This window comes from Sphingomonas sp. NY01 (assembly GCF_038809135.1).
Lineage (GTDB): Bacteria > Pseudomonadota > Alphaproteobacteria > Sphingomonadales > Sphingomonadaceae > Sphingomonas > Sphingomonas carotinifaciens.
The window spans coordinates 2,629,237-2,651,952 of the sequence record NZ_CP101722.1; the positions used below are offsets into that span (position 1 = coordinate 2,629,237).

Here is a 22,716-nt window from a genome sequence, read left to right on the forward strand (position 1 = left end):
ACGCCGCTCGCCCGCGCGCCTACCTCGCACGGCGATGCCCATGGATCTTCCCCCCGATATCGCCACGATGAGCCTGGCCGAGATCGCCCGCGCCGTCGACGAGGCGCGCCTGCCGCCGGTCGACAGCTGGACGCCCGCGCATTGCGGCGACAGCGAGATGCGGATCGCGCGCGATGGCACCTGGTATCACCAGAACAGCCCGATCGGTCGCCCGGCCATGGTCCGCCTGTTCTCCACCATCCTGCGCCGTGAGGCGGATGGGTCCCATGTTCTCGTCACGCCGGTCGAAAAGCTCGACATCGCGGTGGAGGATGCGCCCTTCGTCGCGGTGGCGATGCAGGCGGAAGGGCAAGGCCGCACCGCGCGCCTGGCCTTCCAGCTCAACACCGGCGACCTCGTCACCGCCGGCCCCGACCATGCGCTGCGCTTCGTGCCGGGCGAGGATGGCCCCCGCCCCTATCTCCACGTCCGCCGCGGGCTGGAGGCGCTGGTGGCGCGGCCGGTCTATTACGAACTGGTCGAGCGCGCGCTTGCTGGCGACGATGCGGTGCCGGGTCTGTGGAGCAACGGCGCCTTCTTTCCGCTGGAGCCTGCGGCATGACGCTGGCCCGGCGGCTTGCCGCCGCGATGGCCGAGACGCCGGTGGTCGACCTGCTCGCCGGCGACATGGCGGACGACATCGCCGATCCGTCGTCGCTGACCGATGCCGGCGTCCTCGTCGCGATCACCGACCGCGCCGCCCCCGGCGTGATCCTGACCCAGCGGACCGAAACGCTGCGCCGTCATGCCGGCCAGATCGCCTTTCCCGGTGGCCGCGCCGATGCGGAGGATGCCGACATCGTCGCCACCGCGCTGCGCGAGGCGGAGGAGGAGATTGCCCTGCCCCCCGCTGCGGTGACCGTGGTCGGCATCGCTGATCGCTATCGCACCGTCACCGGCTATGCGGTCACCCCCGTCATTGGCATCGTCCCCCCGGACCTGCCCCTCGTGCCGGCCGAGGCCGAGGTGGCCAGCGTGTTCGAGGTCCCCCTCGCCTTTCTGCTCGACCCCGCCAACCATGTGCGTGCCAGCGCCCATTGGCGCGGGCAGGATCGCCATTTCTTCGAGATCATGTGGAACGACCGTCGCATCTGGGGCGCCACCGCGGCGATGATCGTCAACCTGTCGCGGCGCCTCGCCGCCACGCCGGCCTGGGTGCGCCCGGCGGCATGACGACCCTTCTCTCCACCGCGTCGTGGCAGACGCATGACGGACTGCCGGCGCTCGCCGCCGCGCTTGCCGCCGTACCAGGCAACCCCCGCATCGTCGGCGGGGCAGTGCGCGACACGCTGCTGGGCATCGCGGTCGCCGATATCGATCTCGCCACCCCCCTGCCGCCGGATGCGGTGATGGAGCGCGTCGCGGCGGCCGGGTTCAAGGCGGTGCCGACCGGCATCGCGCACGGCACGATCACCGCGGTCCTGCCCGGTGGCCCGGTCGAGGTGACGACGCTGCGGCGCGACGTCACCACCGACGGCCGGCATGCCGTTGTCGCCTTTACCGACGATTGGCGCGAGGATGCCGGTCGCCGCGACTTCACGATGAACGCGCTGTATGCTGATCCGGTCACTGGGGAATTGTACGACTATTTCGACGGGCTGACCGATCTCCACGCCGGCCGCGTCCGCTTCATCGGTGATCCGCGGCAACGCATCGCCGAGGATCACCTGCGCATCCTGCGCTTCTTCCGCTTCCACGCGCGTTTCGGGGATGCGATCGACGATGCCGGCCTGGAGGCGTGCACGCAGCGCGCCAACGACCTGATGGCGCTGTCCCGCGAACGGATCGCGAGCGAACTGCTGAAGCTGCTGGTCACCGCCGGTGCGGTCCCGGTCCTCGGCCTGATGGTCGATCGCGGCATCCTACGGGCGGTGCTGCCGGAAATCGACAGCGACGGCGTCGCCCGTCTGGCGCTGCTCGCCGGGCGGGAGGCGGAGGCGGGCATGGCGGCCGATGCCGTTCGCCGGCTGGCCGCGCTGGTGCCGGCCGCATCCGCCGAAAGCGTGGGCGCGCGGCTGAAGCTTTCCAACACCGATCGCAAGCGGCTGGTCGGCGCCACCCAGGGTCCCGGCGAGGAAGGCGCCCGCGCGCTCGCCTATCGCCACGGCCCCACGCTCGCCATCGATCGCCTGTTGCTGTCCGGGGCCGACCCGGCGGCGCTGGCCGGCTGGACCCCGCCGACGCTGCCGATCGGCGGCGGTGCACTGGTCGAACGGGGTTTGCGCAAAGGGCCGCAGGTCGCCGCCGTGTTGCGCGCGATCGAGACGCAGTGGATCGCGGAGGGCTTTCCCCCTGCCCCCGCGTGCTCGAACTCGCCGACGATGCGGTGGCTCAGGCGTTGCGCTCGGCCAGCATCGACCAGGCGGCCGCCGCATCCAGCGGCCGGGCATAGACATAACCCTGCCCGTAGTTGCAGCCGAGCGCCCCCAGCGTCTGGCCCAGCTCGATCGTCTCGACCCCTTCGGCGGTGGTCCGCATCCCCAGCGCCTGGGCCAGGCCCAGGATCGCGCGTACGATCGCGAGCTTGTCGCGATCGGCGAGCATGCCGGTCACGAAGCTGCGGTCGATCTTCAGAATGTCGATAGGCAGCTTCTGCAGATAGGCCAGGTTCGAATAGCCGGTGCCGAAATCGTCGAGCGCCAGCGTCGCCCCCAGTCCCTTCAGCGCCAGCATGGTGTCCGCGATCCGGTCCGGGTCGCTCACCATCACGCTTTCGGTCAATTCCAGCGTGAAGCGGTCGCCGGTCAGCCCGGCGGCGGTCAGCGTCCGCTCGATCACGTCCACCACGGTATCGCGCTGCAACTGGATCGCGGACAGGTTCACCGCCATGCGCACGCCGCAATTGCCGCCCGCGGCCTGGTCCCACCCCGCCAGCGTCGACGCCGCTTCCTCGATCGCCCAGCGGCCGAGCGGCACGATCAGGCCGGATTCCTCTGCCACGGGGATGAACTCGGTCGGTGAAATCTCGCGCCCGTCCTGCGTCCGCCACCGCGCCAGCGCCTCGAACTTGGTGATCCGCCCCGATGCCAGGTCGCAGATCGGCTGATAATGCAGCCGCAGGCGCTTTTCCTCCACCGCATGGCGCAACTCGGTTTCCATCGCGAATTGCGCGCGCGCGATGGTGAACGCCGCCGGCTGATAGACTTCGGACCGGCCGCTCTCCTTGGCCCGCTTCACCGCGAACTGCGCGTGGCGGATCATCTCCTCGGCGTCGTCATCCCCTTCGAAGCCATAGGCGATGCCCACCGCCCCCTCGACGCTGATCTCGTAATCGGTCAGGCGAAACGGCGCGGCGAACGCACGCTGGATGCGCTCGGCCAGAATCTGCGCTTCCTCGGCTTGGTCGTCGATCGCCATCAGGATGCCGAACTCGTCGCCGCCGATCCGCCCCAGCGTGTCGCGCCCGCGCAGCGCCCCCTTGATGCGGCGCGCCACCGTGATCAGCAGCTCGTCGCCGACCAGCGATCCCATGCAGGCATTCAACTGCCCGAATCGGTGCAGATCGACCACCAGCACCGCGTGATGCCGCCCGCCCACCATCGCCTGTTCGATCAGGTCGCCGAATCCTTCGCGATTGGGCAATCCGGTCAGCGCATCGGTCTTCATCTCGCGGCGCAGAGAGCGCTCGCTCAGATGCTGTGCGGTCTGGTCGACCAGCATCACGATGCATTCGTCGCGCACCATCGGGCTCGATCGCGACAGTGTCACCTGGAAGAAGCGGCAATCGATCGCCTCGCCATGCGCATGGGCAAAGGCGCTTTGCCGCTCGCCAGACGCCAGAAACGCCTCGATCCGCTCACCCAGCGCGGTCAGCAGTCGTGCGCGCCCGTTCACCACGCCCAACCCGGCGCGCCGGAACGCGATGTTGGTCGCAGAGGCGATGACCGCCCCATTGCCCAGCCCGACGATCGCCGCCGGGATCGACATCATGTCGATCATCCGCGCCGCGACGGAGGCGTCCAGCCCCAGCGGATAGTCGGTCGGATCGAGTGCAGCGGTAGCCATTGCCAGACCGGTCTACGACTCGGTTCGTTAAGGCGACCTAAAAGCATCAGCCCGTTTTCACCGGAACCATCCGTTTCACAGGCACGAACGGCCAGCACGGGATAGTCAGGTGAAGCGATTATCCCTGGGGAAGCCGGTCGGCGGCATCCGCCCCGCCGCCCCGCGCGCGGTGCGCCACGCCGACAGGTCATGCTCCACCCGCACGCGCCCGGTATCGCCGCCCATCGGCCAGCTCAGCCCGTCCTTGAACACGAAGGTCGTCGCATCAGACAGGCCACCGTCGCGATACCGCTGCAACTGCACCCCGGTACCCCGCGACAGCTCGGCAAATTCCGTCAACGGAAACACCAGCATCTTGCGGTTGTCGCCGATCGCCGCGACATAATCGTCCTCGGGCTTTACCGGCCGCACCACCTTCAGCACGGCGCCGGCGCGCGTCGTCACCACCGTCTTGCCCTTGCGCGTTTCCGCGATCACGTCGCCGGTCTGCACCACGAAGCCGCGCCCGTCCGACGCCGCCACCAGCAGCCTGGCCGCGCGTGCGGCGGGCAGGAAGCCGACGATCCCGACCGATCCGTCCAGATCGATCATCGCCCGCACCGGCTCACCGAAACCGCGCCCACCCGGCAGCTTGTCGGCGGGCAGCGTGAAGAAACGCCCGTTCTCCGCTGCCAGCAACAGCTTGTCGGTCGTCTGCGCGTGAAAGGCGAAGGCGGGGCCGTCACCTTCCTTGAACTTGGCGGTGTCGGCCGAGGCGAGATCGACATGCCCCTTCATCGCCCGCACCCATCCGCGCTGCGACAGGATCACGGTGATCGGCTCGCGCTCGATCATCGCCTCCAGCGGGATGTCGCGCGTCGGTGCCGCTTCCTCGATGCCGGTCCGCCGCCTGCCCAGCACGGTCTCCGGGCCATAGCGGTCGCGCACCTTGCCCAGGTCGCGCTTCATCCGCGTCCGCTGCCGCGCTTCCGAGCCCAGCAGCGTGGTCAGCGAGTCGCGCTCCTTGTCCAGCGCATCGCGCTCGCCGCGGATCTCGAACTCCTCCAGCCGGCGCAGGGAGCGCAGCCGCATGTTGAGGATCGCCTCCGCCTGCCGGTCGGTCAGGCTGAACTCGGCGATCATCACCGCCTTGGGCTCGTCCTCGGTGCGGATGATCTCGATCACCCGGTCCAGGTTCAGATAGGCGATCAGATAACCGTCGAGCAGCTCGATCCGGTCGGCGATCTTGCCCAGGCGATGCTCGGACCGCCGCCGCAGCACCACGAACTGATGCTCCACCCACGCCGCCAGCGCCTCGCGCAGCGACATGACGCGCGGGGTACGATCCTTGTCCAGCACGTTCAGGTTCAGGCTGATGCGCGTTTCCAGATCGGAAAAACGGAACAGCCCGTCCATCAGCACCTGCGGATCGACGGTACGCGCCCGCGGCTCCAGCACGATGCGCACCGCTTCGTCCGATTCGTCGCGAATGTCGGCCAGGATCGGCAGCTTCTTGTCGTTGATCAGCCCGGCGATCTGTTCGATCAGCTTGCCCTTGGCCACGCCGTACGGGATCTCGCTGACCGCGATCTGCCAGCCGCCGCCCTTCTCGCGCTCGATCTCCCAGCGCGCCCGCACCCGAAAGCCGCCGCGCCCCGTGGTATAGCTTTCGCGCAGCACCGCCGGCGGATCGACCACCAGCCCGCCGGTCGGAAAATCCGGGCCTTTCACCAGCGCCAGCACCGCGTCGTCGTCGGCGGCGGGATCGTCGATCAGCAGGATCGCGGCATCAAGCAGTTCGGCGGCATTGTGCGGCGGGATGCTCGTCGCCATCCCCACCGCGATCCCGCTCGCCCCGTTGGCCAGAAGGTTGGGGAACAGCCCGGGAAACAGCTCGGGCTCCTGCTCCTCGCCATTATAGGTCGGGCGATAGGCGACCGCGTCCTCGTCCAGCCCGTCCATCAGGTCGGTGGCGACACTGGTCAGCCGCGCCTCGGTATAGCGGTACGCCGCGGCGTTATCGCCGTCGATATTGCCGAAATTGCCCTGCCCGTCGACCAGCGGGTAGCGCAGCGCGAAATCCTGCGCCAGGCGCACCATCGCATCATAGACCGACTGGTCGCCATGCGGGTGATATTTGCCGATCACGTCGCCCACGACGCGCGCGCACTTCTTGTACCCCGATGCCGGGTCCAGCTTCAGCAGCCGCATCGCCCAGAGCAGCCGCCGATGCACCGGCTTCAGCCCATCGCGCACGTCCGGCAGGGAGCGCGCGGTGATCGTGGACAGCGCATAGACAAGGTAACGCTCGGACAGCGCACTGTCGAAGGGGGCATCAAGGATGCCGATCGGGGGATTGTCGGAAAGGTTGGTCGCCATGGTTCGGCCGCGAGCCTAGCAGCAAACGCGCGCCGGACGCAATCGCCAGGAACATAACAGGTACACGAAGCCATCGTGGCAAGGGTGCGGTCGGCCCACCGGTGGATGCGGGCTGTTCCTGCATGTCGTCCACCACCTTGAAGACCCGGAAGGCTATGTTGTGCCAATCCGCCGCAGAAAGGGCGATCCAGTCGATCGTCTCCGCCATTTCGCGTCGGACGGGTCGGTCGTCTGCAAATTCCAGATAGAAGACCGACACTTGTCGCAACAACACCTTGGCGGGAAAGCGATCGTCATCGCGCAACAGGCTGGCCACGGTTCCCTGGTATCCCACGGCGCGTCCGTCCTTCTCCAGCTTGCTCAAGACATAAGCGGTGACGAACCCGTCATCGTCCCGCCTGGTGGTCAACAATCCGCCCAACGGCCCATGGAAGATCGCAGGGTCACCGCCACGCACGACCAGCAGGCCGCTCACCCACCCCACGGCCATCGCCAACAGGCACAGACACGCAAGCCCGAAGAACAGTGCAAACACATGATCGGGTGTCGCCTGCCCGGCTTCCCGCATCCGCAGAATGTCATACGGATTGGGCGCCGGCAGGTCGATCAGCTGTACCCCCGTCGCCCGCAACCAGCCTGGCCCTTCGCGCAGCAGAAATGCATATAGAAAGTGCACGATCACGCTGAACATGCCGACCAGTGCAATGCCTTGTGTGCTGCCCAGGCTAGGCACCGTAGGCTCGACCTCGTTGGTCTGCCCCGCACGATAGAAGATCCTGACCGCCAAAATGCCCGGCAACAACATTACCGCCGTCAGGATGGCGACCAAGGTCAGTCCCATTGCCGCCGATCTCCGATCAGCGGCCGGGCATCAGCATGCACGCTTGGCCGACTCGCGTTGCGCCTTCTCGATCGCGCTACGGCGGATCACCCGCACGCCGTCTTCGCGCAATTCGGATGCATTTTCCACCGCTTGCCAACTTCCGCCAAAAGCAGCCACCACCTTGGCGGCCATGCGGAGGGACCCAGGCGAATTGATGCGTCCACTGCTCATGGCATGGATATAGTCAATACCGACCGGACCACCAAGTCTGCCCTTCACCGCCCGTCGGGCGGCTGAGCCGGCTCCCGCTCGAATTGCCAGTCATGATCGACCACGATGATCGAGCGTACCGGCCGTCCATCGACATCGCGTGACGGATCGTAGCGGAAGCGCTTCTCGATCAGGCGGCAGGTCACCGCGTCCAATGCCGCATTGCCGCTCGACCGGGTGACCGCGCAGTGCGTCGCGCGGCCATTGGTTTCCACATAATAGCGCACCGACACGGTACCCCCGGCGCCGGCATCCGCCGCCGCTTCCGGATAATCCGAGTCGCGGATGCGTCCCGCGATCCGCCGCGGCGGCGTCTCGAACCCGTCGCCATCGCCGTCGCCGTCGCCGCCCGCGCCGCTGCCATCGCCCTGGCCGCCCGCCCCGGTTCCCGGACCCGGCCGGTCGGACGCCCCTGCGGTCGGATCGTTGCCGGTGCGCGCCACCGGCGCGGTCACGACCGGCACCACCACCGGCAGCGGCACGATCGGCACCGGCGCCACCAGCTCGGTCGCCTCGGAGCGCAGGTTGCGCGGCGAGGCCCGACCCGCCGCCCGTTGCGAGGGTATCCGATCGGGCACCGCTCTGGGTCGCGGCGGCACCGGCGGCACGACCGTGAACACCGACAACCCGTCCTCCCGAACCGGTGCCCCGATTTCCACGCCCAGCCCGTACACCAGCGCCGCGCCCAGCAGCCCGACCACCACCAGGGTCGGCACCCCCGCGCGCGCCCGCGCCGCCCATCGCTCCTGCCACGTCCTCACGCCCCCGATCTGGTGCGCCCCGCACCCGTTCGCCAGAGCCCCCCGCACCGTCAGGCGGCGATCGCACCCCCGCCATGCTCGGCCAGCACGCCCTCCACGAAACCGCGACGCAGGTCGCAGTCGAAGCGTCTGCCCAGCGGCGCCGCGCCGCGCAGCATCACCGCCTTCACCCACGCCTTGGCGACATAGCGCCGCAGGCCGTTCCGCCCTTCCAGCCGAAACCGCCGCAGCGTCGACACGCCCTCCCAATAGGCACGGTCACGGACCCAGGCCCGTTCCAGCCGTTCGGGCGGCACATGGTGCAGCACGCGCAGGCTGTCCGAATGCCAGATGCGCCACCCCCGCGCGATCAGCAGCGCGATCAGATGCGACTCCTCGCCGCTGAGCAGCGTCGCGCCGTCCCGGCCCAGTCGGGGATCGAAGCCCCCGACGCTGCGCATCGCCGCCATGCGCATCACCGCATGCCCGATCCCGAACCATGGCCGCTCGCTCTGGTCGAACTCGCCGGCCTGCTCGATCATGCTCAGATAGGTCAGCCAGCGTCGCCCGATGCGCGGGGCGTCGCGCCTTTCCCAGTCCGGCACCACATCGCCGCCGCACCCCGCACAATCCGCGGGCAGCCGGGCGATCAGCGCCAGCACCGCATCCAGCCAACCGGCGACCGGCACCTCGTCATCGTCCAGAAACGCGATCCACGGCGTATCGCACGCCAGCAGCGCGGCATTGCGCGCCAGGGCGATCCCCGGCACCTCCAGCCGCACCACGCACACATCCGCATCCAGTGCGGCGATCCGCGGCGCCACCGGCTCGACGCTCGCGCTGTCGATCACCAGCAACGCCACCCCTCGGTCGCGCAGCGCCGGCAATAACCCCGCGACCAGCCGTTCCAGCATGTCGGGGCGATCATGGGTGCAGATCGCCACCGTGACCGGCGATCCGCTCATGCCCGCAATCTCGCCAGCCGCAGGTGGCGTCCCATCCGCCCTACCCGCTCCCGCGCCGCCAATCGCCCGGTACGCAGCCCCTGCTCCGCCATCATCGCCAGTGTGCGCGCCAGCAGCAGCGGCGCGATCCGCGCGGCCAGCGGCGAAGCGGCGTCGAACGGGTCCTCGTGCAACAGCGCGATCGAACCGGGGAAGTGCTTCGATCGCCGCGCCCGTGCCACCGCCACGCCGCATCGCGCCGCCACGTTCGCCTCCCCCTCGCATCCATCGGCCAGCGTCCAGTCCAGAAAGGAATAGCGCCAATGGACGATCTGCACGTCCGGGCGCCACCCGCGCAACACGCGGTGCACCCGCGCATCGCCATGCCCCGATCCATAGGGCAGGCGCAGCAGATACGGGTGCGGCGTCGGCCGGATCGGGGCGAGCAGCGCCTCGGTCCGCTCCATCTCGGCGACGATCTCGGCATCGCTCAACCGGTCCATCCGCATATGGCTGTACCCATGCGCGTAGATTTCGTGTCCCGCATCCGCGATCGCCGCGGCCAGGGCGGGATGCGCCTTCACCCGCTGTCCCGCCAGGAAGAAGGCCGCCGTCGCCCCATGCGCGGCCAGCAGGTCCAGGATCGCCGGCGTCGTCGCGGGGGAAGGTCCGTCGTCGAAACTCAGCACCACCTCGTGCGCGCTTGGCGCCCGCGACAGGATCGGCACCCAGGCACCCGCCGCCGAAACCCGGCGCATGATCTTCAGCATCGCGGCCATCGCGCCCCCCAGATGGCGCCACCGACGCCCGCCCGGCCCCCTTGCCCGGCCGATCATCGATACCCGGCGGGTCGCAGCGGCCACCATATGGTTTTCAGGGCTAAACAAACTGGATTAGCATCGATATGGATGTATGCCGCCGCTGCATCGATCGCTGTCCTACAGGGCGCCGCGCTGCTATCCCCGACGCATGCCTTGTCCTCGATCCTGCCTGTCCGCACCGGCACGAACGACGATTGCAAAAATGGTAAGTGGACACGGGCGGGGGGTGTAGTGTCCACTTCCGGCGCCCCGGCCCCGCAGACCCACACGGGGCGTCTGCGAATCGGTGTGCGCGATCCATCCGCCCTCACCCGATTGCGCGCTCGCCACCCTTCCTTTATAGGCGCGCGCATTCCGCCCCGGCCTCGCACCCACGCGCGCCGGGGTCGCTCATTTTCAGGGGACCGCCACATGGCTCGCCGCCGCCAGATCTACGAGGGCAAGGCCAAGATCCTGTACGAGGGCCCCGAGCCCGGCACGCTGATCCAGTATTTCAAGGACGACGCCACCGCCTTCAACGCGCAGAAGAAGGGGACGATCAACGGCAAGGGCGTGCTCAACAACCGTATTTCCGAGCATGTCTTCACGCTGCTCGATCATATCGGCGTGCCCACCCACTTCATCCGCCGCCTCAACATGCGCGAGCAGTTGATCCGCCAGGTGGAGATCGTGCCGATCGAGGTCGTGGTGCGCAACGTCGCCGCCGGCTCGCTGTCCAAGCGGCTGGGGATCGAGGAGGGCACGAAGCTGCCCCGCACGATCATCGAATATTACTACAAGGACGATGCGCTCGGCGATCCGATGATCTCGGACGAGCATATCGCCGCCTTCGGCTGGGCCAGCCAGGAAGAGATGCACGACATCGCCGATCTGGCGATCCGGGTGAACGATTTCCTGTGCGGCCTGTTTGCCGGCGTCGGCATCCGCCTGGTCGACTTCAAGCTGGAATTCGGCCGCATCTGGGACAATGACTTCGGTCGCATCATCCTGGCCGACGAGATCAGCCCCGATGGCTGCCGCCTGTGGGACATGACCTCGGGCGAAAAGCTCGACAAGGACCGGTTCCGCCGCGACCTTGGTGGCGAAGTCGAGGCTTATCAGGAGGTTGCGCGCCGTCTTGGCCTGCTGCCCGATGGCGGCGACAATTCGGTCCTCGACCTGGAAGAACACCGCAAGAGCCGGGGTAAGTGATGAAGCTGCGTATTTTCGTGACCCTGAAGCCTGGCGTGCTCGACCCGCAGGGCAAGGCGATCCACCACGCGCTCGAAGGCCTCGGCTTCGGCGGGGTCGAGGATGTGCGCGCCGGCAAGCTGATCGAGATGCAGGTCGCCGACGACACCAGCGATGCGCAGGTGGACGAGATGTGCCGCAAGCTGCTCGCCAACACGGTGATCGAGAATTACCGGGTGGAGCGCGCCTGATGAAGACCGCGGTCATCGTCTTCCCCGGCTCGAACTGCGACCGCGACGTGGCGGTGGCGCTGGAACAGGTGACCGGCGTGAAGCCCGCCATGGTGTGGCACGGCGACAGCGACCTGCCGGACGGGCTGGACTTCGTCGCGGTGCCCGGCGGCTTCTCCTACGGCGACTATCTGCGCTCCGGCGCGATCGCCGCCCGCTCGCCGATCATGCGCTCGGTGGTCGAACAGGCGGACAAGGGCCTAAAGGTCTTTGGCGTCTGCAACGGCTTTCAGGTGCTGACCGAGGCGGGGCTGCTGCCCGGCGCGCTGATGCGCAACGGCGCGCTCAACTTCGTCTGCCGCGACGTGAAGCTGGAGGTGGCGAACGCCGACAGCGCCTTTACCCGCCTCTACGCTGCGGGCGAGACGCTCACCGTCCCGGTCGCGCATCATGACGGCAACTATTTCGCTGACGCCGACACGCTCGACCGGCTGGAGGGCGAAGGCCAGGTCGCGTTCCGCTACGCCGAGCCCGTCAACGGCTCCGCCCGCAACATCGCCGGCCTGCTGAACGCGAAGGGCAACGTGCTCGGCATGATGCCCCACCCCGAACGCCGCATCGAGGCCGCCCATGGCGGCACCGACGGCCGCCGCCTGTTCGAAGCCGTCCTGGAAACGGTAAGCGCATAATCCCTGAAACCCCTCTCCCCTCCGGGGAGAGGGAGGGGCCCATCGCACAGCGATGGGAGGGTGAGGGGCAGCCCCAAACGCCCCCTAAGCGACTGTCACTGCCCAATATCCCGCCGAAACGTCTCCGGCAGGAACAGCACCCCCAGCACCAGCGTCACGCTCGCCAGCACCACCGGATACCAGAGCCCGTAATAGATATCCCCGGTCGCCGCGACCATCGCGAACGCCGTCGTCGGCAGGAACCCGCCGAACCACCCGTTGCCGATATGATAGGGCAACGACATCGAGGTGTACCGGATGCGCGTCGGGAACAGCTCGACCAGCAACGCCGCGATCGGCCCATAGACCATCGTCACCAGCAGCACCATGAACCACAGGATCGCCACCACCGCGACCGTGTTCATGCCCTCCGCCTTGGCCGGATACCCCGCCTCGGCCAGCGCTCCCTTCAACGCGGCCTGATACGCGGCCACCGCCGCTTTGCGTGCCTCGCCGGTCACGATGGAGGGATCGGGCGTCACCAGCCGCCGCACGCCGATCCGCACCTCCGCCACCGCCCCTTCGGCCGCCTCGACATTGTCATAGCTGATGCCGTTCTTGGCCAGATATGACTTGGCGATGTCGCAACTGCGCGCATCGAAGGTGTTGCGCCCGACGGGATCGAACTGGAACGAACAGTCGCCGCCATGCGCCACCACGCTGACCGGCGCCGCCGCCTGTGCCCGCGCCAGCGCCGGGTTGGCGGCCCCGGTCAATGCGCCGAACAGCGGGAAATAGGTCACCGCCGCGAGCGCGCAGCCGGCCATGATGATCGGCTTTCGCCCGATCCGATCCGACAACCAGCCGAAGATCACGAAGAAAGGCGTGCCCAGGGCAAGCGCCACCGCCATCAGCACGTTCGCCGTGGCGCCATCCACCTTCAGCATCTTTTCCAGGAAGAACAGCGCATAGAACTGCCCGGTGTACCACACCACCGCCTGTCCCATCGCCGCCCCGAACAGCGCGATCAGCACGACCTTCAGATTGCCCCACCGCCCGAATGCCTCGGTCAGCGGCGCCTTCGATGTCGTGCCCTCTTCCTTCATCTTCAGGAACACTGGGCTTTCCGACAGTTGCAGTCGGATCCACATGGATACGCCGAGCAGGATGATCGAAACCAGGAACGGCAACCGCCAGCCGAAGCTGCCGAACGTCTCCTCGCCCAGCATGTTGCGGAACCCGATCACCACCAGCAGCGCCGCGAACAGCCCCAGCGTGGCCGTGGTCTGGATGAAGCTGGTATACAGCCCCCGCTTGCCGTCCGGCGCATGCTCGGCGACATAGGTCGCCGCCCCGCCATATTCGCCGCCCAGCGCCAGCCCCTGCAACAGCCGCAATCCGACCAGGATGATCGGTGCCGCGATTCCGATCGTCGCATAGGACGGCAGCAGCCCCACCGCGAAGGTGGACAGCCCCATGATCCCCATCGTCACCAGGAACGTGTTCTTGCGCCCCACCAGGTCGCCGATTCGCCCGAACACCAGCGCCCCGAACGGCCGCACCGCAAAGCCCGCGGCGAACGCCCCCAGTGCCAGGATGAACCCGGTCGTCTCGTTCACGCCCGAAAAGAACTGCTTCGAAATGTGCGTCGCCAGCAAACCGTACAGGTAGAAATCATACCATTCGAATACCGTGCCCAGCGACGATGCGCCGATCACCAGCTTCTCGTTCTGCGTCGTGCCCCTTCGTTCCGCGCCATAGATGGTCGCCATGTGCATCCTCTTCCTGTCTCCGGGCGGCCCTGTTGGAACGGGGCGATCCTCGGTGCGTAAGGATGACAGCGTCGGCCGGCACGGTCGATAGAGGAAGTGCTGCGATGGTCCCACCGCGACGCGCTTGACCAGAGAGCCACCTCGCCCGAGGGATAGTTCAACAAGGAGAGGCCATGACCGAAACCATCCATGCCGCACCCACCGGCGTCGAGGGCAGCATCGACCGGGCAGACTATGAACGGCAATACCGCGCCTCGGTCGAGGGCAGCGACGCCTATTGGCGCGATCAGGCGCAGGCGATCGATTGGATCACCCCGTTCCGGCAGGTGCAGGACACCTCGTTCGACGAGGCGGATTTCCGCATCCGCTGGTTCGCCGATGGTGAATTGAACGTCTCGGTCAACTGCGTCGACCGCCATCTTGCCACCCGCGGCGATCAGGTCGCAATCGTCTGGGAGGGCGACGAGCCCGGCGAAACCCGCTCGATCACCTATCGCGAACTGCACCGCGACGTTTGCCGCTTTGCCAATGTCTTGAAGGACCTCGGCGCGAAGAAGGGCGATCGCATCACCCTCTACCTGCCGATGATCGCGGAGGCCGCCGCGGCGATGCTCGCCTGCACGCGGATCGGCGCGATCCACTCCATCGTCTTCGGCGGCTTCTCGCCCGACAGCTTGGCGAACCGCATCCAGGATTGCGATTCGCGCATCGTCATCACCGCCGACGAAGGCTGTCGCGGCGGCAAGCGTATCCCGCTCAAGGCCAATGTCGACAAGGCGTTGGCGCAGTGCCCGTCTGTCGAACACGTCCTCGTCATCCGCCGCACCGGTGGCGACGTGGCCTTCACCGAGGGCCGCGATGTCTGGCTGCACGACGCGCTTCAGGGGGTGTCGGACGATTGCGCGCCCGAACCGATGAATGCCGAGGACCCGCTGTTCATCCTCTACACCTCCGGCTCCACCGGCAAGCCCAAGGGCGTGCTGCACACCACCGGCGGCTATCTGGTCTGGGTGACCAAGACGTTCCGCGACGTGTTCGACTACCGCGATGGCGAAGTCTATTGGTGCACCGCCGATATCGGCTGGGTCACCGGGCACAGCTATGTCGTCTACGGCCCGCTCGCCAACGGCGCGACCACGGTGATGTTCGACGGCGTGCCGAACTATCCCGATCATGGCCGGTTGTGGGAGACGATCGATCGTCTCGGCGTCAACATTCTCTACACCGCCCCCACCGCGATCCGCGCGCTGATGCGCGAGGGCCAGGACTGGGTGACGAAATACAGCCGCCGGTCACTGCGCCTGCTCGGCACGGTGGGCGAGCCGATCAATCCAGAGGCGTGGGACTGGTATTACCGCGTCGTCGGCGATAGCCGCTGCCCGGTCGTCGATACCTGGTGGCAGACGGAGACGGGCGGCATGCTCATCGCCCCCCTGCCCTATGCCACCGATCTCAAGCCCGGTTCCGCCACCAAGCCGCTACCCGGTGTCCAGCCGCAGATCGTCGATACCGAGGGCAAGGTGCTGGAGGGCGCCACCGAGGGCAATCTGGTGATCGCCGACAGCTGGCCCGGTCAGATGCGCACCGTCTGGAACGATCATGATCGCTTCTTCCAGACCTATTTCTCCACCTATCCGGGCAAATATTTCACTGGCGATGGCTGCCGCCGCGACGCGGACGGTTATTACTGGATCACCGGCCGGGTGGACGATGTCATCAACGTCTCCGGCCACCGCATGGGCACCGCCGAGGTGGAATCGGCGCTCGTCGCCCATGCCAAGGTCGCGGAAGCCGCGGTCGTCGGCATGCCGCACGAGGTGAAGGGCCAGGGCATCTACGCGTATGTGACGCTCAACGCCGGCGAGGAGCCTTCGGAAGAGCTGCGCACCGAATTGCGGCAGTGGGTCCGGCAGGAAATCGGCCCCATCGCCAGCCCGGATGCGCTGCAATTCGCGCCCGGCCTGCCCAAGACGCGCTCCGGCAAGATCATGCGCCGCATCCTGCGCAAGATCGCGGAGAACGACGTCGGCAATCTTGGCGACACCTCGACCCTCGCCGATCCGGCGGTGGTCGACACGCTGGTTGCCGAGCGGGTGCGGTAAGCGGACCGCTCAGACGCGGGCACGAAACGGCGTGAAGTCGGTGCCCGCGTCGAACACGTCGACGCCCTCGGCGCGCTTCAGCCCGCCAACCACCAGATAGGTGAGCGGGGTCAGCAGCACCTCCCACCCGACCTTCAGCGCCCATTGCGTATACAGCACCGTCACCACCAGTCCGGTTGTCCACCCTTGCGCCCCCCAGAAGGCGAGCGGATAGAAGATCAGGCTGTCGACGCCCTGTCCGACCACGGTCGACCCGATCGTCCGCATCCACAGATGCCGCCCGCCCGACCACAGCTTCATGCGCGCCATCACATAGGCGTTGACGAACTCGCCCGCCCAGAACGCACAGACGCTGGCCAGCACGATCCGCGGCACCTGCCCGAACACCGTCTCGTACGCGGCCTGGTTGGTCCAGCTCGGCGCCGGCGGCAGCGCCACGACGATCCAGCTCATCAGCGCCATGAACAGCACCGCCCCCGTCCCTGCCCAGATCACCCGGCGCGTCCGCGCATAGCCGTACACCTCGGTCAGCACGTCGCCGATGATGTAACTGAGCGGAAAGAACAGGATACCCGCACCGAACGGCCACGGCCCCAACAGCGGCAGGGTGATGGTCGCGACCTTGCCCGCCCCGATCACGTTTGAGAGCAACAGGATGGTGACGAACGCCGCCATCACATAGTCGAACCAGCGGAAGTCGCGCCCCCGCAGGTCGCGCGCCGTGACCCTCACGGCCGGTGAAACGTTCATGTCCATGGACAAGGACTTTATCGCCATTCCATCCGGCATCAAACCGCGCTAAACGCTGCCACGTCCGCGCGTCCGTAGCTCAGTTGGATAGAGCAAGGAGCTTCTACCTCCTCGGTCGGGGGTTCGAATCCCTCCGGGCGCGCCACCCTCCCCAAATGAAAAACGGCGGCACCAGGGCCGCCGCATGTCAGAGGATCATTCCCACTCGATCGTCCCCGGGGGCTTGGACGTATAGTCGTAGGTCACCCGGTTGATGCCGCGCACCTCGTTGATGATGCGCGTCGCGATCCGCGGCAGGAAGTCGCCGGGAAAGTCGAACGCCTGCGCAGTCATGCCGTCGACCGACGTCACCGCGCGCAGCGCCAGCACATGGTCATAGGTCCGGCTGTCGCCCATCACCCCCACTGTTCGTACCGGCAGCAGCACCGCGAACGCCTGCCAGATCGCATCGTACAGGCCGGCGCGGCGGATCTCCTCCAGATAGATCGCATCCGCCTTGCGCAGGATGTCGCAGCGTTCCTTGCTGACCTCGCCGGGGATGCGGATCGCCAGTCCGGGGCCGGGGAACGGATGCCGCCCGACAAATGCCTCGGGCAGGCCGAGTTCACGGCCCAGCACGCGCACCTCGTCCTTGAACAACTCGCGCAGCGGCTCGACCAGCTTCATGTTCATGCGATCCGGCAGACCGCCGACATTGTGGTGGCTCTTGATCGTCACCGACGGGCCGCCGGTGAAACTGACGCTCTCGATCACGTCCGGATACAGCGTACCCTGCGCCAGGAATTCGGCGCCACCGATCTTCTTGGCCTCGGCCTCGAACACGTCGATGAAGGTCTTGCCGATGAACTTCCGCTTGGCTTCCGGATCGGTCACCCCGGCCAGGCCGGTCATGAACAATTCCTCGGCATCCACATGGACGAGCGGGATGTTGTAATGACCGCGGAACAGGCCGACGACCTCTTCCGCCTCGCCCGAGCGCATCAACCCATGGTCGACGAACACACAGGTCAGCTGGTCGCCGATCGCCTCGTGGATCAGCACCGCCGCCACCGCCGAGTCGACACCACCGGACAGGCCGCAGATCACCCGCCCCGTGCCGACCTGCTTGCGGATGTCCGCGATCTTGGCCTCGCGAAATTCGGCCATCGTCCAGTCGCCCGACAGGCCGACCACATGCCGCGCGAAATTGGCGATCAGCTTGCCGCCATCGGGGGTATGCACGACTTCCGGATGGAACTGCATCGCATAGATGCGCCGTGCATCGTCGGCGATGATCGCAAACGGCGCGCCCGGGCTGGTGGCGACGACACGGAAGCCGGGCGCCAGCGCCGTCACCTTGTCGCCATGGCTCATCCATACCTGATGACGATCGCCCAAGTCCCACAGGCCATCGAACAGCGCACAAGGCTCGTCGATCGTCACATAGGCTTCGCCGAACTCGCCACTGTCGCCCTTCTCGACCTTGCCGCCCAATTGCTCCGTCAGCGCCTGCTGGCCGTAGCAGATGCCCAGCATCGGCAGGCCGCTGTCGAGAATCTGCTGCGGGATGCGCGGGCTGTTCTCGTCGGGCACCGAGGCAGGGCCGCCGGACAGGATGATGCCGGCGGGCCGGATGCGCGCAAAGCCTTCGGCGGCGGATTGAAAGGGAACGATCTCGGAATAGACCCCCGCCTCGCGCACGCGGCGCGCGATGAGCTGGGTGACCTGGCTGCCGAAATCGACGATGAGGATGCTGTCGGGGTGCTCCATGGCGGTCCGATAGCGACGTCGGACGCGAAATGCTACCGTGCCGGTGGCCGTTGCGGATCATCGATCACGACACTGCGTACCGCCTGCGAATCGACCGTACAGCGAAAGCCGCGCAGATCCCCGGCATCGCGGTAGCTGGCACGCACCAGCACGTCGCCACGGATCGCATAGCCGTCGCCATGCGGCTCGACCGTCTCGATCTGCCCCACCCGCGCCAAGCGCGAAACCCGCCGCGCTTCGCCCTCCACCGCACCGGCGCAGGCCTGCACCGCGGCGTCGGCATCCGTGTCCACGCGCATCGGCGGCGTGGCGGCCACGGGGATCATTGCCGCGCCGTCCCCGTTCTGCGCGACCAGCTCTTCGGTAACATCGCTCCCGCGCGTCCTGCCGCGTAACGCGAGGTTGCCCGCCGCCAGCAGCGTGCCGATCACGATGCCGCCGGTGCGCGCCTCGCGCCTTGCCTGGCGGCGACGCTCTCGCAGGATGTGCCGGTCGGCAGGTGGCAGGCGCGGCCCGGCGCGGACATGCCCGGTATCAGTAGCGGCCTTGCCGGGGGAGGAACGGCCTCCTGCATGGCGGTCGCGCCCGTCACGCTCCATGCCGCCAAAGCTACCCCCAGCACGACCTTGCGCATCACCCGTTTCCCGTCAGGTTTTATCGCGCCATGTTGGTCCGGCCTCGCTTTCGACACGATGAACCGCCCCCGAAACGAAAACGGCCGCCCCGGTGAGGGGGCGGCCGTTCGATCGGTTTGGACGATGTCCCGACGGGCTCAGGCGGCCTCGTCGAAATCCTCTTCGGTCTGCACCGGGCCCGAATCCTGGCCCTTGGCGGACACGTCACGGTCGACGAACTCGATGATCGCCATCGGTGCCGCGTCCGACGCCCGGATACCGGCCTTGATGATGCGGGTATAACCGCCGGCGCGATCGGCGTAGCGGGTCGCCAGCACGTCGAACAGCTTAACCAGCTGCGCGTCGTCCAGCAGACGGGCATGCGCCAGACGGCGGTTGGACAGGCCACCCTTCTTGCCCAGCGTCACCAGCTTCTCGACATAGGGGCGAAGCTCCTTCGCCTTGGCGAGCGTGGTGGTGATCTGCTCGTGCTTGATCAGCGCGGCCGACATGTTGCGGAACAGGGCCGTACGATGGGCCGAGGTACGCTGCAGCTTACGGCCGCCTACGCGATGACGCATGTTCAATTCCTTTGTTCGTTAAGGGGCCGTCTTACGGAAAACCCCAGACCCGGTGGCACTTGAGGCGGCCACCCTTTGCCTGTCTTGATCCTCCCCGTCCGCGATGGACGGAAGAAACCGGCTTGACCGGCTGAGTCGCGCCGCGGCGAGCCCGCGTCGTGACGTCGAACGGGTCGGTTTGTCGCCGACCCGCCGGCCGGGCCTGCCGCGTCTCCGGTGCAGCAGCGCTGCACCGGTGCGCGTCAGCCCATGATCTCCTGTTCCAGCTTCTTGGCCATTTCCTCGATGTTCTCGGGCGGCCAGCCCGGGATTTCCATGCCAAGGCGCAGGCCCATGGACGACAGCACTTCCTTGATCTCGTTCAGGGACTTGCGGCCGAAGTTCGGGGTGCGCAGCATCTCGGCTTCGGTCTTGCCGACCAGATCGCCGATATAGATGATGTTGTCGTTCTTCAGGCAGTTCGCCGAACGGACCGACAGCTCCAACTCGTCCACCTTCTTGAGGAGGTAGCGGTTGATCTGCTGCGTGTCGCTCTGCGGCTCGGCCCCTGCGACCGGCACGGCGGCCTGGCCGACGGGCGCAGCACGCGTGACCGAGGAGTCGTCGAAGTGGACGAACAGCGCAAGCTGGTCCTGAAGGATGCGGCCGGCATAAGCCACCGCGTCTTCCGGGGTCACCGTGCCATCGGTCTCGATCGTCAGCGTCAGCTTGTCATAGTCCAGGTCCTGCCCGACGCGGGTCGGATCGACCTTGTACGACACCTGGCGCACCGGCGAGTAGAGCGCATCGACCGGGATCAGGCCGATCGGCGCATCCGCAGGGCGATTGGCGTTTGCCGGAACATAGCCCTTCCCGATGTCGGCGGTCAGCTCCATGTTGAGCGTGGCGCCTTCGTCGAGATGGCAGATCACCAGGTCCTTGTTCATGACCTCGATGTCGCCCGACACCGCGATGTCGCCTGCCTTCACCTCGGCCGGACCGGTGGCGGAAAGCTGGAGCCGCTTCGGACCTTCGCCCTGCATGCGGATCGCGATCTGCTTCACGTTCAGCACGATGTCGGTCACGTCCTCACGGACACCCGCGAGGCTCGAGAACTCGTGCAGCACGTTCTCGATCTTGATGGAGGTGACCGCCGCGCCCTGGAGCGACGACAGGAGCACGCGACGCAGCGCATTGCCGAGCGTCAGGCCGAAGCCACGCTCCAGCGGTTCGGCGACGAACGTCGCCTTGCGCTTGCCATCGCCGCCCTTCTTTTCGAGCGCGTTGGGCTTCTTCAGTTCCTGCCAGTTCTTTGCATTGACAGACACGGGGTTCCCCTGCGTTGGGGGCCGGAACGGGGACGGTTCCAGCCAAGAAAAAGCACGGCCGGCTCGTCAGCCGGCCATGTAGGCCATCAGACGCGACGGCGCTTGGACGGACGGACGCCGTTGTGCGGGATCGAGGTCACGTCGCGGATCGAGGTGATCTGGAAACCGACCGCCTGCAACGCGCGCAGCGCCGACTCGCGGCCCGAACCGGGACCCTTGACCTCGACTTCGAGGGTGCGGACACCGTGCTCGGCAGCCTTCTTGCCGGCATCCTCGGCGGCGACCTGGGCGGCATACGGGGTCGACTTGCGCGAACCCTTGAAGCCCATCATGCCGGCCGACGACCATGCGATGGCATTGCCCTGCGCGTCGGTGATCGTGATCATGGTGTTGTTGAAGCTGGCGTTCACGTGCGCGACGCCGGCGGTGATGTTCTTGCGCTCGCGACGGCGAAGACGCTGCGGTGCTTGTGCCATTGATGAAATCCTGACCTTGTCTCGTGGTACGGCGGCCGGGAGGCAGTGCGCCTCGTACCGGCCTCCGGCGGAGAAGAATGAAAACAGTCCCCGGGACTGTTCTTACTTCTTCTTGCCCGCAATCGGCTTAGCCTTGCCCTTGCGGGTGCGCGCGTTGGTGTGCGTGCGCTGGCCGCGGACCGGCAGGCCCTTGCGGTGGCGCAGGCCGCGATAGCAAGCCAGGTCCATCAGGCGCTTGATGTTCATCGCGGTTTCGCGACGAAGATCACCCTCGACAGTGTGGTCGGCGTCGATCGTCTCACGGATCTGCAGGACTTCCTGGTCCGACAGGTCCTGGACGCGGCGGTCGGCCGCGATGTTCAGCTTGGCCGTGATTTCCTTGGCCTTGGCCGGACCGATGCCGTGGATGTAGGTCAGCGCGATCACCACGCGCTTGTTGGTCGGGATATTAACACCCGCGATACGTGCCATGGAATATATTCTCCTAGCTCCACGGGGCATGGCATGGCAGCGCACACCCCATCTCGACGCGTTGGCTCCACCACGCACGATCGCGACGCACGCGCAGAGCGGCGCCGAAACCATGGTATAGTGGAAGGACGGTCAGTTAGGCGCCTCGCAACACTCTGTCAAGCGAGAGGTTCCCGCATTCGTCGCAACCGCAGCCATCGCTGGAACGAAACCGCCGCCCAGAACAGCTCGACGACGCCGAATGGCCATGCCCCTTGCAGAAAACCATAGGCCGACCCGGCGAGGCATCCCAGAACGAAGCCGAGGGTCCACCAGTGCGCCCCGCTCTCCATCGCATAGCAGATCAGCGTGAACGAAACGGCGACCAGGCCGAACAGGGACAGGGTATCCATCGCTCGCCTATAGAGTGCCTGCCACGCCTGACGATATGCCTGGCGACGTCCGGGCGCTGTCGCCTGCCAAAAGCCACTGGAGCGCAGGCTCCGCTGTATCGAACACCTGCAAATAGGGCTGGGTCATCAGCCGGCGAACCTGCATGCGGGTGATGGCGCTCGGCGTCACGATCGCGATGGCGCTGGCACGGGGAAAGCCGCGAAGCTGCTCATGGATCACCGACGCGCCGACTTGCGACTGCACCGGGCTGGCACTCATGTCCATCCGCAGAAGATAGCCCGGCTTGAAGCGTTCCGCGGCGAAGCGATGAAGCACCTCGCGGGCATAATCGGCAGCGCTGTCGCGCGTGAACTGTCCCATCCAGGCGATATCCAACAAATTGATATCGTGGCGGAAGGTGATGGTATGCATCCCTCCCTTCTGGTCAACGCCG

The 22,716-nt window shown here is 67.0% G+C and carries 23 protein-coding genes, 1 tRNA gene and 1 pseudogene; 8 read left to right on the top strand and 17 right to left on the bottom strand.

The features are described 5' to 3' along the window. Positions 1-34 precede the first annotated feature (34 nt). The 3 genes and pseudogenes from NPJ82_RS12750 to NPJ82_RS12760 all read left to right on the top strand — a co-directional run bounded on the left by NPJ82_RS12750 (position 35) and on the right by NPJ82_RS12760 (position 2,431). Positions 35-601, top strand: coding sequence for a DUF1285 domain-containing protein (locus NPJ82_RS12750; protein WP_112381116.1), 567 nt, complete (start codon positions 35-37; stop codon positions 599-601). Beyond that, positions 598-1,212 carry a CoA pyrophosphatase gene (locus NPJ82_RS12755; RefSeq protein ID WP_267349190.1) on the top strand — a complete coding sequence of 205 codons (615 nt, stop codon included), beginning with the start codon at positions 598-600 and terminating at the stop codon, positions 1,210-1,212. Before NPJ82_RS12750 ends, NPJ82_RS12755 begins: the two co-directional genes overlap by 4 nt. Further along, positions 1,209-2,431 (top strand): annotated as a pseudogene (locus NPJ82_RS12760) (CCA tRNA nucleotidyltransferase). Before NPJ82_RS12755 ends, NPJ82_RS12760 begins: the two are co-directional and overlap by 4 nt. Here the strand turns inward: NPJ82_RS12760 and NPJ82_RS12765 are convergent. The 7 genes from NPJ82_RS12765 to NPJ82_RS12795 form a co-directional block, all read right to left on the bottom strand. After that, positions 2,371-4,044 carry a bifunctional diguanylate cyclase/phosphodiesterase gene (locus NPJ82_RS12765; protein WP_342657603.1) on the bottom strand — a complete coding sequence of 558 codons (1,674 nt, stop codon included), beginning with the start codon at positions 4,042-4,044 and terminating at the stop codon, positions 2,371-2,373. The pseudogene NPJ82_RS12760 and the gene NPJ82_RS12765 sit on opposite strands and share 61 nt — an antisense overlap. Before the next feature lie 105 nt (positions 4,045-4,149). Further along, positions 4,150-6,402: a DNA topoisomerase IV subunit A gene (gene parC / locus NPJ82_RS12770; RefSeq protein WP_342657604.1), complete on the bottom strand. Its 2,253-nt coding sequence runs from the start codon at positions 6,400-6,402 to the stop codon at positions 4,150-4,152. Then, complete coding sequence (locus NPJ82_RS12775) at positions 6,359-7,231, bottom strand: hypothetical protein (RefSeq protein ID WP_342657605.1); 873 nt, start codon at positions 7,229-7,231, stop codon at positions 6,359-6,361. Before NPJ82_RS12775 ends, parC begins: the two co-directional genes overlap by 44 nt. Before the next feature lie 42 nt (positions 7,232-7,273). Then, positions 7,274-7,417, bottom strand: coding sequence for a hypothetical protein (locus NPJ82_RS12780; RefSeq protein ID WP_160146721.1), 144 nt, complete (start codon positions 7,415-7,417; stop codon positions 7,274-7,276). Positions 7,418-7,500: 83 nt separating this feature from the next. Then, positions 7,501-8,256: a TonB family protein gene (locus tag NPJ82_RS12785; RefSeq protein ID WP_342657606.1), complete on the bottom strand. Its 756-nt coding sequence runs from the start codon at positions 8,254-8,256 to the stop codon at positions 7,501-7,503. A 50-nt stretch (positions 8,257-8,306) separates the two neighbouring features. Next, positions 8,307-9,200: a glycosyltransferase gene (locus NPJ82_RS12790; RefSeq protein WP_342657607.1), complete on the bottom strand. Its 894-nt coding sequence runs from the start codon at positions 9,198-9,200 to the stop codon at positions 8,307-8,309. Then, positions 9,197-10,045 (bottom strand): polysaccharide deacetylase family protein, encoded by an 849-nt coding sequence (locus tag NPJ82_RS12795; protein WP_342657608.1) that lies wholly within the window; start codon positions 10,043-10,045, stop codon positions 9,197-9,199. Before NPJ82_RS12795 ends, NPJ82_RS12790 begins: the two co-directional genes overlap by 4 nt. A gap of 366 nt (positions 10,046-10,411) precedes the next feature. On the opposite strand from NPJ82_RS12795, the gene purC reads away from it, so the two are divergent. Genes purC through purQ form a run of 3 tightly spaced genes read left to right on the top strand, consistent with a single transcriptional unit; the run spans position 10,412 to position 12,089 of the window. After that, positions 10,412-11,191, top strand: coding sequence for a phosphoribosylaminoimidazolesuccinocarboxamide synthase (gene purC / locus NPJ82_RS12800; RefSeq protein WP_112381124.1), 780 nt, complete (start codon positions 10,412-10,414; stop codon positions 11,189-11,191). After that, on the top strand, positions 11,191-11,421 hold the full coding sequence (gene purS / locus NPJ82_RS12805) for a phosphoribosylformylglycinamidine synthase subunit PurS (RefSeq protein ID WP_112381125.1): 231 nt from the start codon (positions 11,191-11,193) through the stop codon (positions 11,419-11,421). Before purC ends, purS begins: the two co-directional genes overlap by 1 nt. Further along, the gene (gene purQ, locus NPJ82_RS12810; RefSeq protein WP_267349201.1) at positions 11,421-12,089 is read left to right on the top strand and encodes a phosphoribosylformylglycinamidine synthase subunit PurQ; all 669 of its coding nucleotides are present in this window, start codon (positions 11,421-11,423) and stop codon (positions 12,087-12,089) included. Before purS ends, purQ begins: the two co-directional genes overlap by 1 nt. 95 nt (positions 12,090-12,184) lie before the next feature. Here purQ and NPJ82_RS12815 read toward each other — a convergent pair whose 3' ends face one another. Then, on the bottom strand, positions 12,185-13,840 hold the full coding sequence (locus NPJ82_RS12815) for an MFS transporter (protein ID WP_342657609.1): 1,656 nt from the start codon (positions 13,838-13,840) through the stop codon (positions 12,185-12,187). Between the two features lie 173 nt (positions 13,841-14,013). Here NPJ82_RS12815 and acs point away from each other — a divergent pair, with 173 nt between their 5' ends. Next, positions 14,014-15,942 (top strand): acetate--CoA ligase, encoded by a 1,929-nt coding sequence (acs, locus tag NPJ82_RS12820; RefSeq protein ID WP_342657610.1) that lies wholly within the window; start codon positions 14,014-14,016, stop codon positions 15,940-15,942. 9 nt (positions 15,943-15,951) lie between these two features. Here the strand turns inward: acs and NPJ82_RS12825 are convergent, their stop codons facing one another. Next, on the bottom strand, positions 15,952-16,692 hold the full coding sequence (locus NPJ82_RS12825) for a queuosine precursor transporter (protein WP_342657611.1): 741 nt from the start codon (positions 16,690-16,692) through the stop codon (positions 15,952-15,954). A gap of 68 nt (positions 16,693-16,760) precedes the next feature. Between NPJ82_RS12825 and NPJ82_RS12830 the strand changes: the two genes are divergently transcribed. Continuing rightward, positions 16,761-16,837 (top strand) — tRNA-Arg (locus tag NPJ82_RS12830). Between the two features lie 50 nt (positions 16,838-16,887). On the opposite strand, the gene guaA is transcribed toward NPJ82_RS12830, so the two are convergent. From guaA to NPJ82_RS12870, 8 genes are all read right to left on the bottom strand, one after another. Next, positions 16,888-18,441, bottom strand: a complete 1,554-nt coding sequence (gene guaA / locus NPJ82_RS12835; protein ID WP_342657612.1) for a glutamine-hydrolyzing GMP synthase — start codon at positions 18,439-18,441, stop codon at positions 16,888-16,890. Between the two features lie 32 nt (positions 18,442-18,473). After that, entirely contained in the window at positions 18,474-19,040 is a 567-nt protein-coding gene (locus NPJ82_RS12840) for a hypothetical protein (protein WP_342657613.1), read from the bottom strand. Between the two features lie 173 nt (positions 19,041-19,213). Then, positions 19,214-19,636 carry a 50S ribosomal protein L17 gene (gene rplQ, locus NPJ82_RS12845; RefSeq protein ID WP_112381733.1) on the bottom strand — a complete coding sequence of 141 codons (423 nt, stop codon included), beginning with the start codon at positions 19,634-19,636 and terminating at the stop codon, positions 19,214-19,216. Between the two features lie 242 nt (positions 19,637-19,878). Then, a complete protein-coding gene (locus tag NPJ82_RS12850) occupies positions 19,879-20,943 on the bottom strand; it encodes a DNA-directed RNA polymerase subunit alpha (protein WP_112381131.1) in 1,065 nt (354 codons plus the stop codon). A gap of 86 nt (positions 20,944-21,029) precedes the next feature. Next, the gene (gene rpsK / locus NPJ82_RS12855) at positions 21,030-21,419 is read right to left on the bottom strand and encodes a 30S ribosomal protein S11 (protein WP_112381132.1); all 390 of its coding nucleotides are present in this window, start codon (positions 21,417-21,419) and stop codon (positions 21,030-21,032) included. A gap of 102 nt (positions 21,420-21,521) precedes the next feature. Next, entirely contained in the window at positions 21,522-21,890 is a 369-nt protein-coding gene (gene rpsM, locus NPJ82_RS12860; protein ID WP_112381133.1) for a 30S ribosomal protein S13, read from the bottom strand. 158 nt (positions 21,891-22,048) lie between these two features. Continuing rightward, positions 22,049-22,282 carry a hypothetical protein gene (locus NPJ82_RS12865; RefSeq protein WP_149680919.1) on the bottom strand — a complete coding sequence of 78 codons (234 nt, stop codon included), beginning with the start codon at positions 22,280-22,282 and terminating at the stop codon, positions 22,049-22,051. A gap of 7 nt (positions 22,283-22,289) precedes the next feature. Then, positions 22,290-22,694 carry an STAS/SEC14 domain-containing protein gene (locus NPJ82_RS12870; RefSeq protein WP_342657614.1) on the bottom strand — a complete coding sequence of 135 codons (405 nt, stop codon included), beginning with the start codon at positions 22,692-22,694 and terminating at the stop codon, positions 22,290-22,292. Positions 22,695-22,716: the final 22 nt, after the last annotated feature.

Excerpts from the sequence above, each read along its gene's own strand:
- rpsM (WP_112381133.1), bottom strand. The coding sequence starts at position 21,890 with ATGGCACGTATCGCGGGTGTTAATATCCCGACCAACAAGCGCGTGGTG.
- rpsK (WP_112381132.1), bottom strand. The coding sequence starts at position 21,419 with ATGGCACAAGCACCGCAGCGTCTTCGCCGTCGCGAGCGCAAGAACATC.
- acs (WP_342657610.1), top strand. The coding sequence starts at position 14,014 with ATGACCGAAACCATCCATGCCGCACCCACCGGCGTCGAGGGCAGCATC.
- NPJ82_RS12815 (WP_342657609.1), bottom strand. The coding sequence starts at position 13,840 with ATGGCGACCATCTATGGCGCGGAACGAAGGGGCACGACGCAGAACGAG.
- NPJ82_RS12865 (WP_149680919.1), bottom strand. The coding sequence starts at position 22,282 with ATGGATACCCTGTCCCTGTTCGGCCTGGTCGCCGTTTCGTTCACGCTG.
- NPJ82_RS12870 (WP_342657614.1), bottom strand. The coding sequence starts at position 22,694 with ATGCATACCATCACCTTCCGCCACGATATCAATTTGTTGGATATCGCC.
- purS (WP_112381125.1), top strand. The coding sequence starts at position 11,191 with ATGAAGCTGCGTATTTTCGTGACCCTGAAGCCTGGCGTGCTCGACCCG.
- purC (WP_112381124.1), top strand. The coding sequence starts at position 10,412 with ATGGCTCGCCGCCGCCAGATCTACGAGGGCAAGGCCAAGATCCTGTAC.
- purQ (WP_267349201.1), top strand. The coding sequence starts at position 11,421 with ATGAAGACCGCGGTCATCGTCTTCCCCGGCTCGAACTGCGACCGCGAC.
- NPJ82_RS12750 (WP_112381116.1), top strand. The coding sequence starts at position 35 with ATGCCCATGGATCTTCCCCCCGATATCGCCACGATGAGCCTGGCCGAG.
- NPJ82_RS12765 (WP_342657603.1), bottom strand. The coding sequence starts at position 4,044 with ATGGCTACCGCTGCACTCGATCCGACCGACTATCCGCTGGGGCTGGAC.
- guaA (WP_342657612.1), bottom strand. The coding sequence starts at position 18,441 with ATGGAGCACCCCGACAGCATCCTCATCGTCGATTTCGGCAGCCAGGTC.
- NPJ82_RS12790 (WP_342657607.1), bottom strand. The coding sequence starts at position 9,200 with ATGAGCGGATCGCCGGTCACGGTGGCGATCTGCACCCATGATCGCCCC.
- NPJ82_RS12825 (WP_342657611.1), bottom strand. The coding sequence starts at position 16,692 with ATGAACGTTTCACCGGCCGTGAGGGTCACGGCGCGCGACCTGCGGGGG.
- parC (WP_342657604.1), bottom strand. The coding sequence starts at position 6,402 with ATGGCGACCAACCTTTCCGACAATCCCCCGATCGGCATCCTTGATGCC.
- NPJ82_RS12755 (WP_267349190.1), top strand. The coding sequence starts at position 598 with ATGACGCTGGCCCGGCGGCTTGCCGCCGCGATGGCCGAGACGCCGGTG.
- rplQ (WP_112381733.1), bottom strand. The coding sequence starts at position 19,636 with ATGCGTCATCGCGTAGGCGGCCGTAAGCTGCAGCGTACCTCGGCCCAT.
- NPJ82_RS12780 (WP_160146721.1), bottom strand. The coding sequence starts at position 7,417 with ATGGCCGCCAAGGTGGTGGCTGCTTTTGGCGGAAGTTGGCAAGCGGTG.
- NPJ82_RS12840 (WP_342657613.1), bottom strand. The coding sequence starts at position 19,040 with ATGGAGCGTGACGGGCGCGACCGCCATGCAGGAGGCCGTTCCTCCCCC.
- NPJ82_RS12795 (WP_342657608.1), bottom strand. The coding sequence starts at position 10,045 with ATGGTGGCCGCTGCGACCCGCCGGGTATCGATGATCGGCCGGGCAAGG.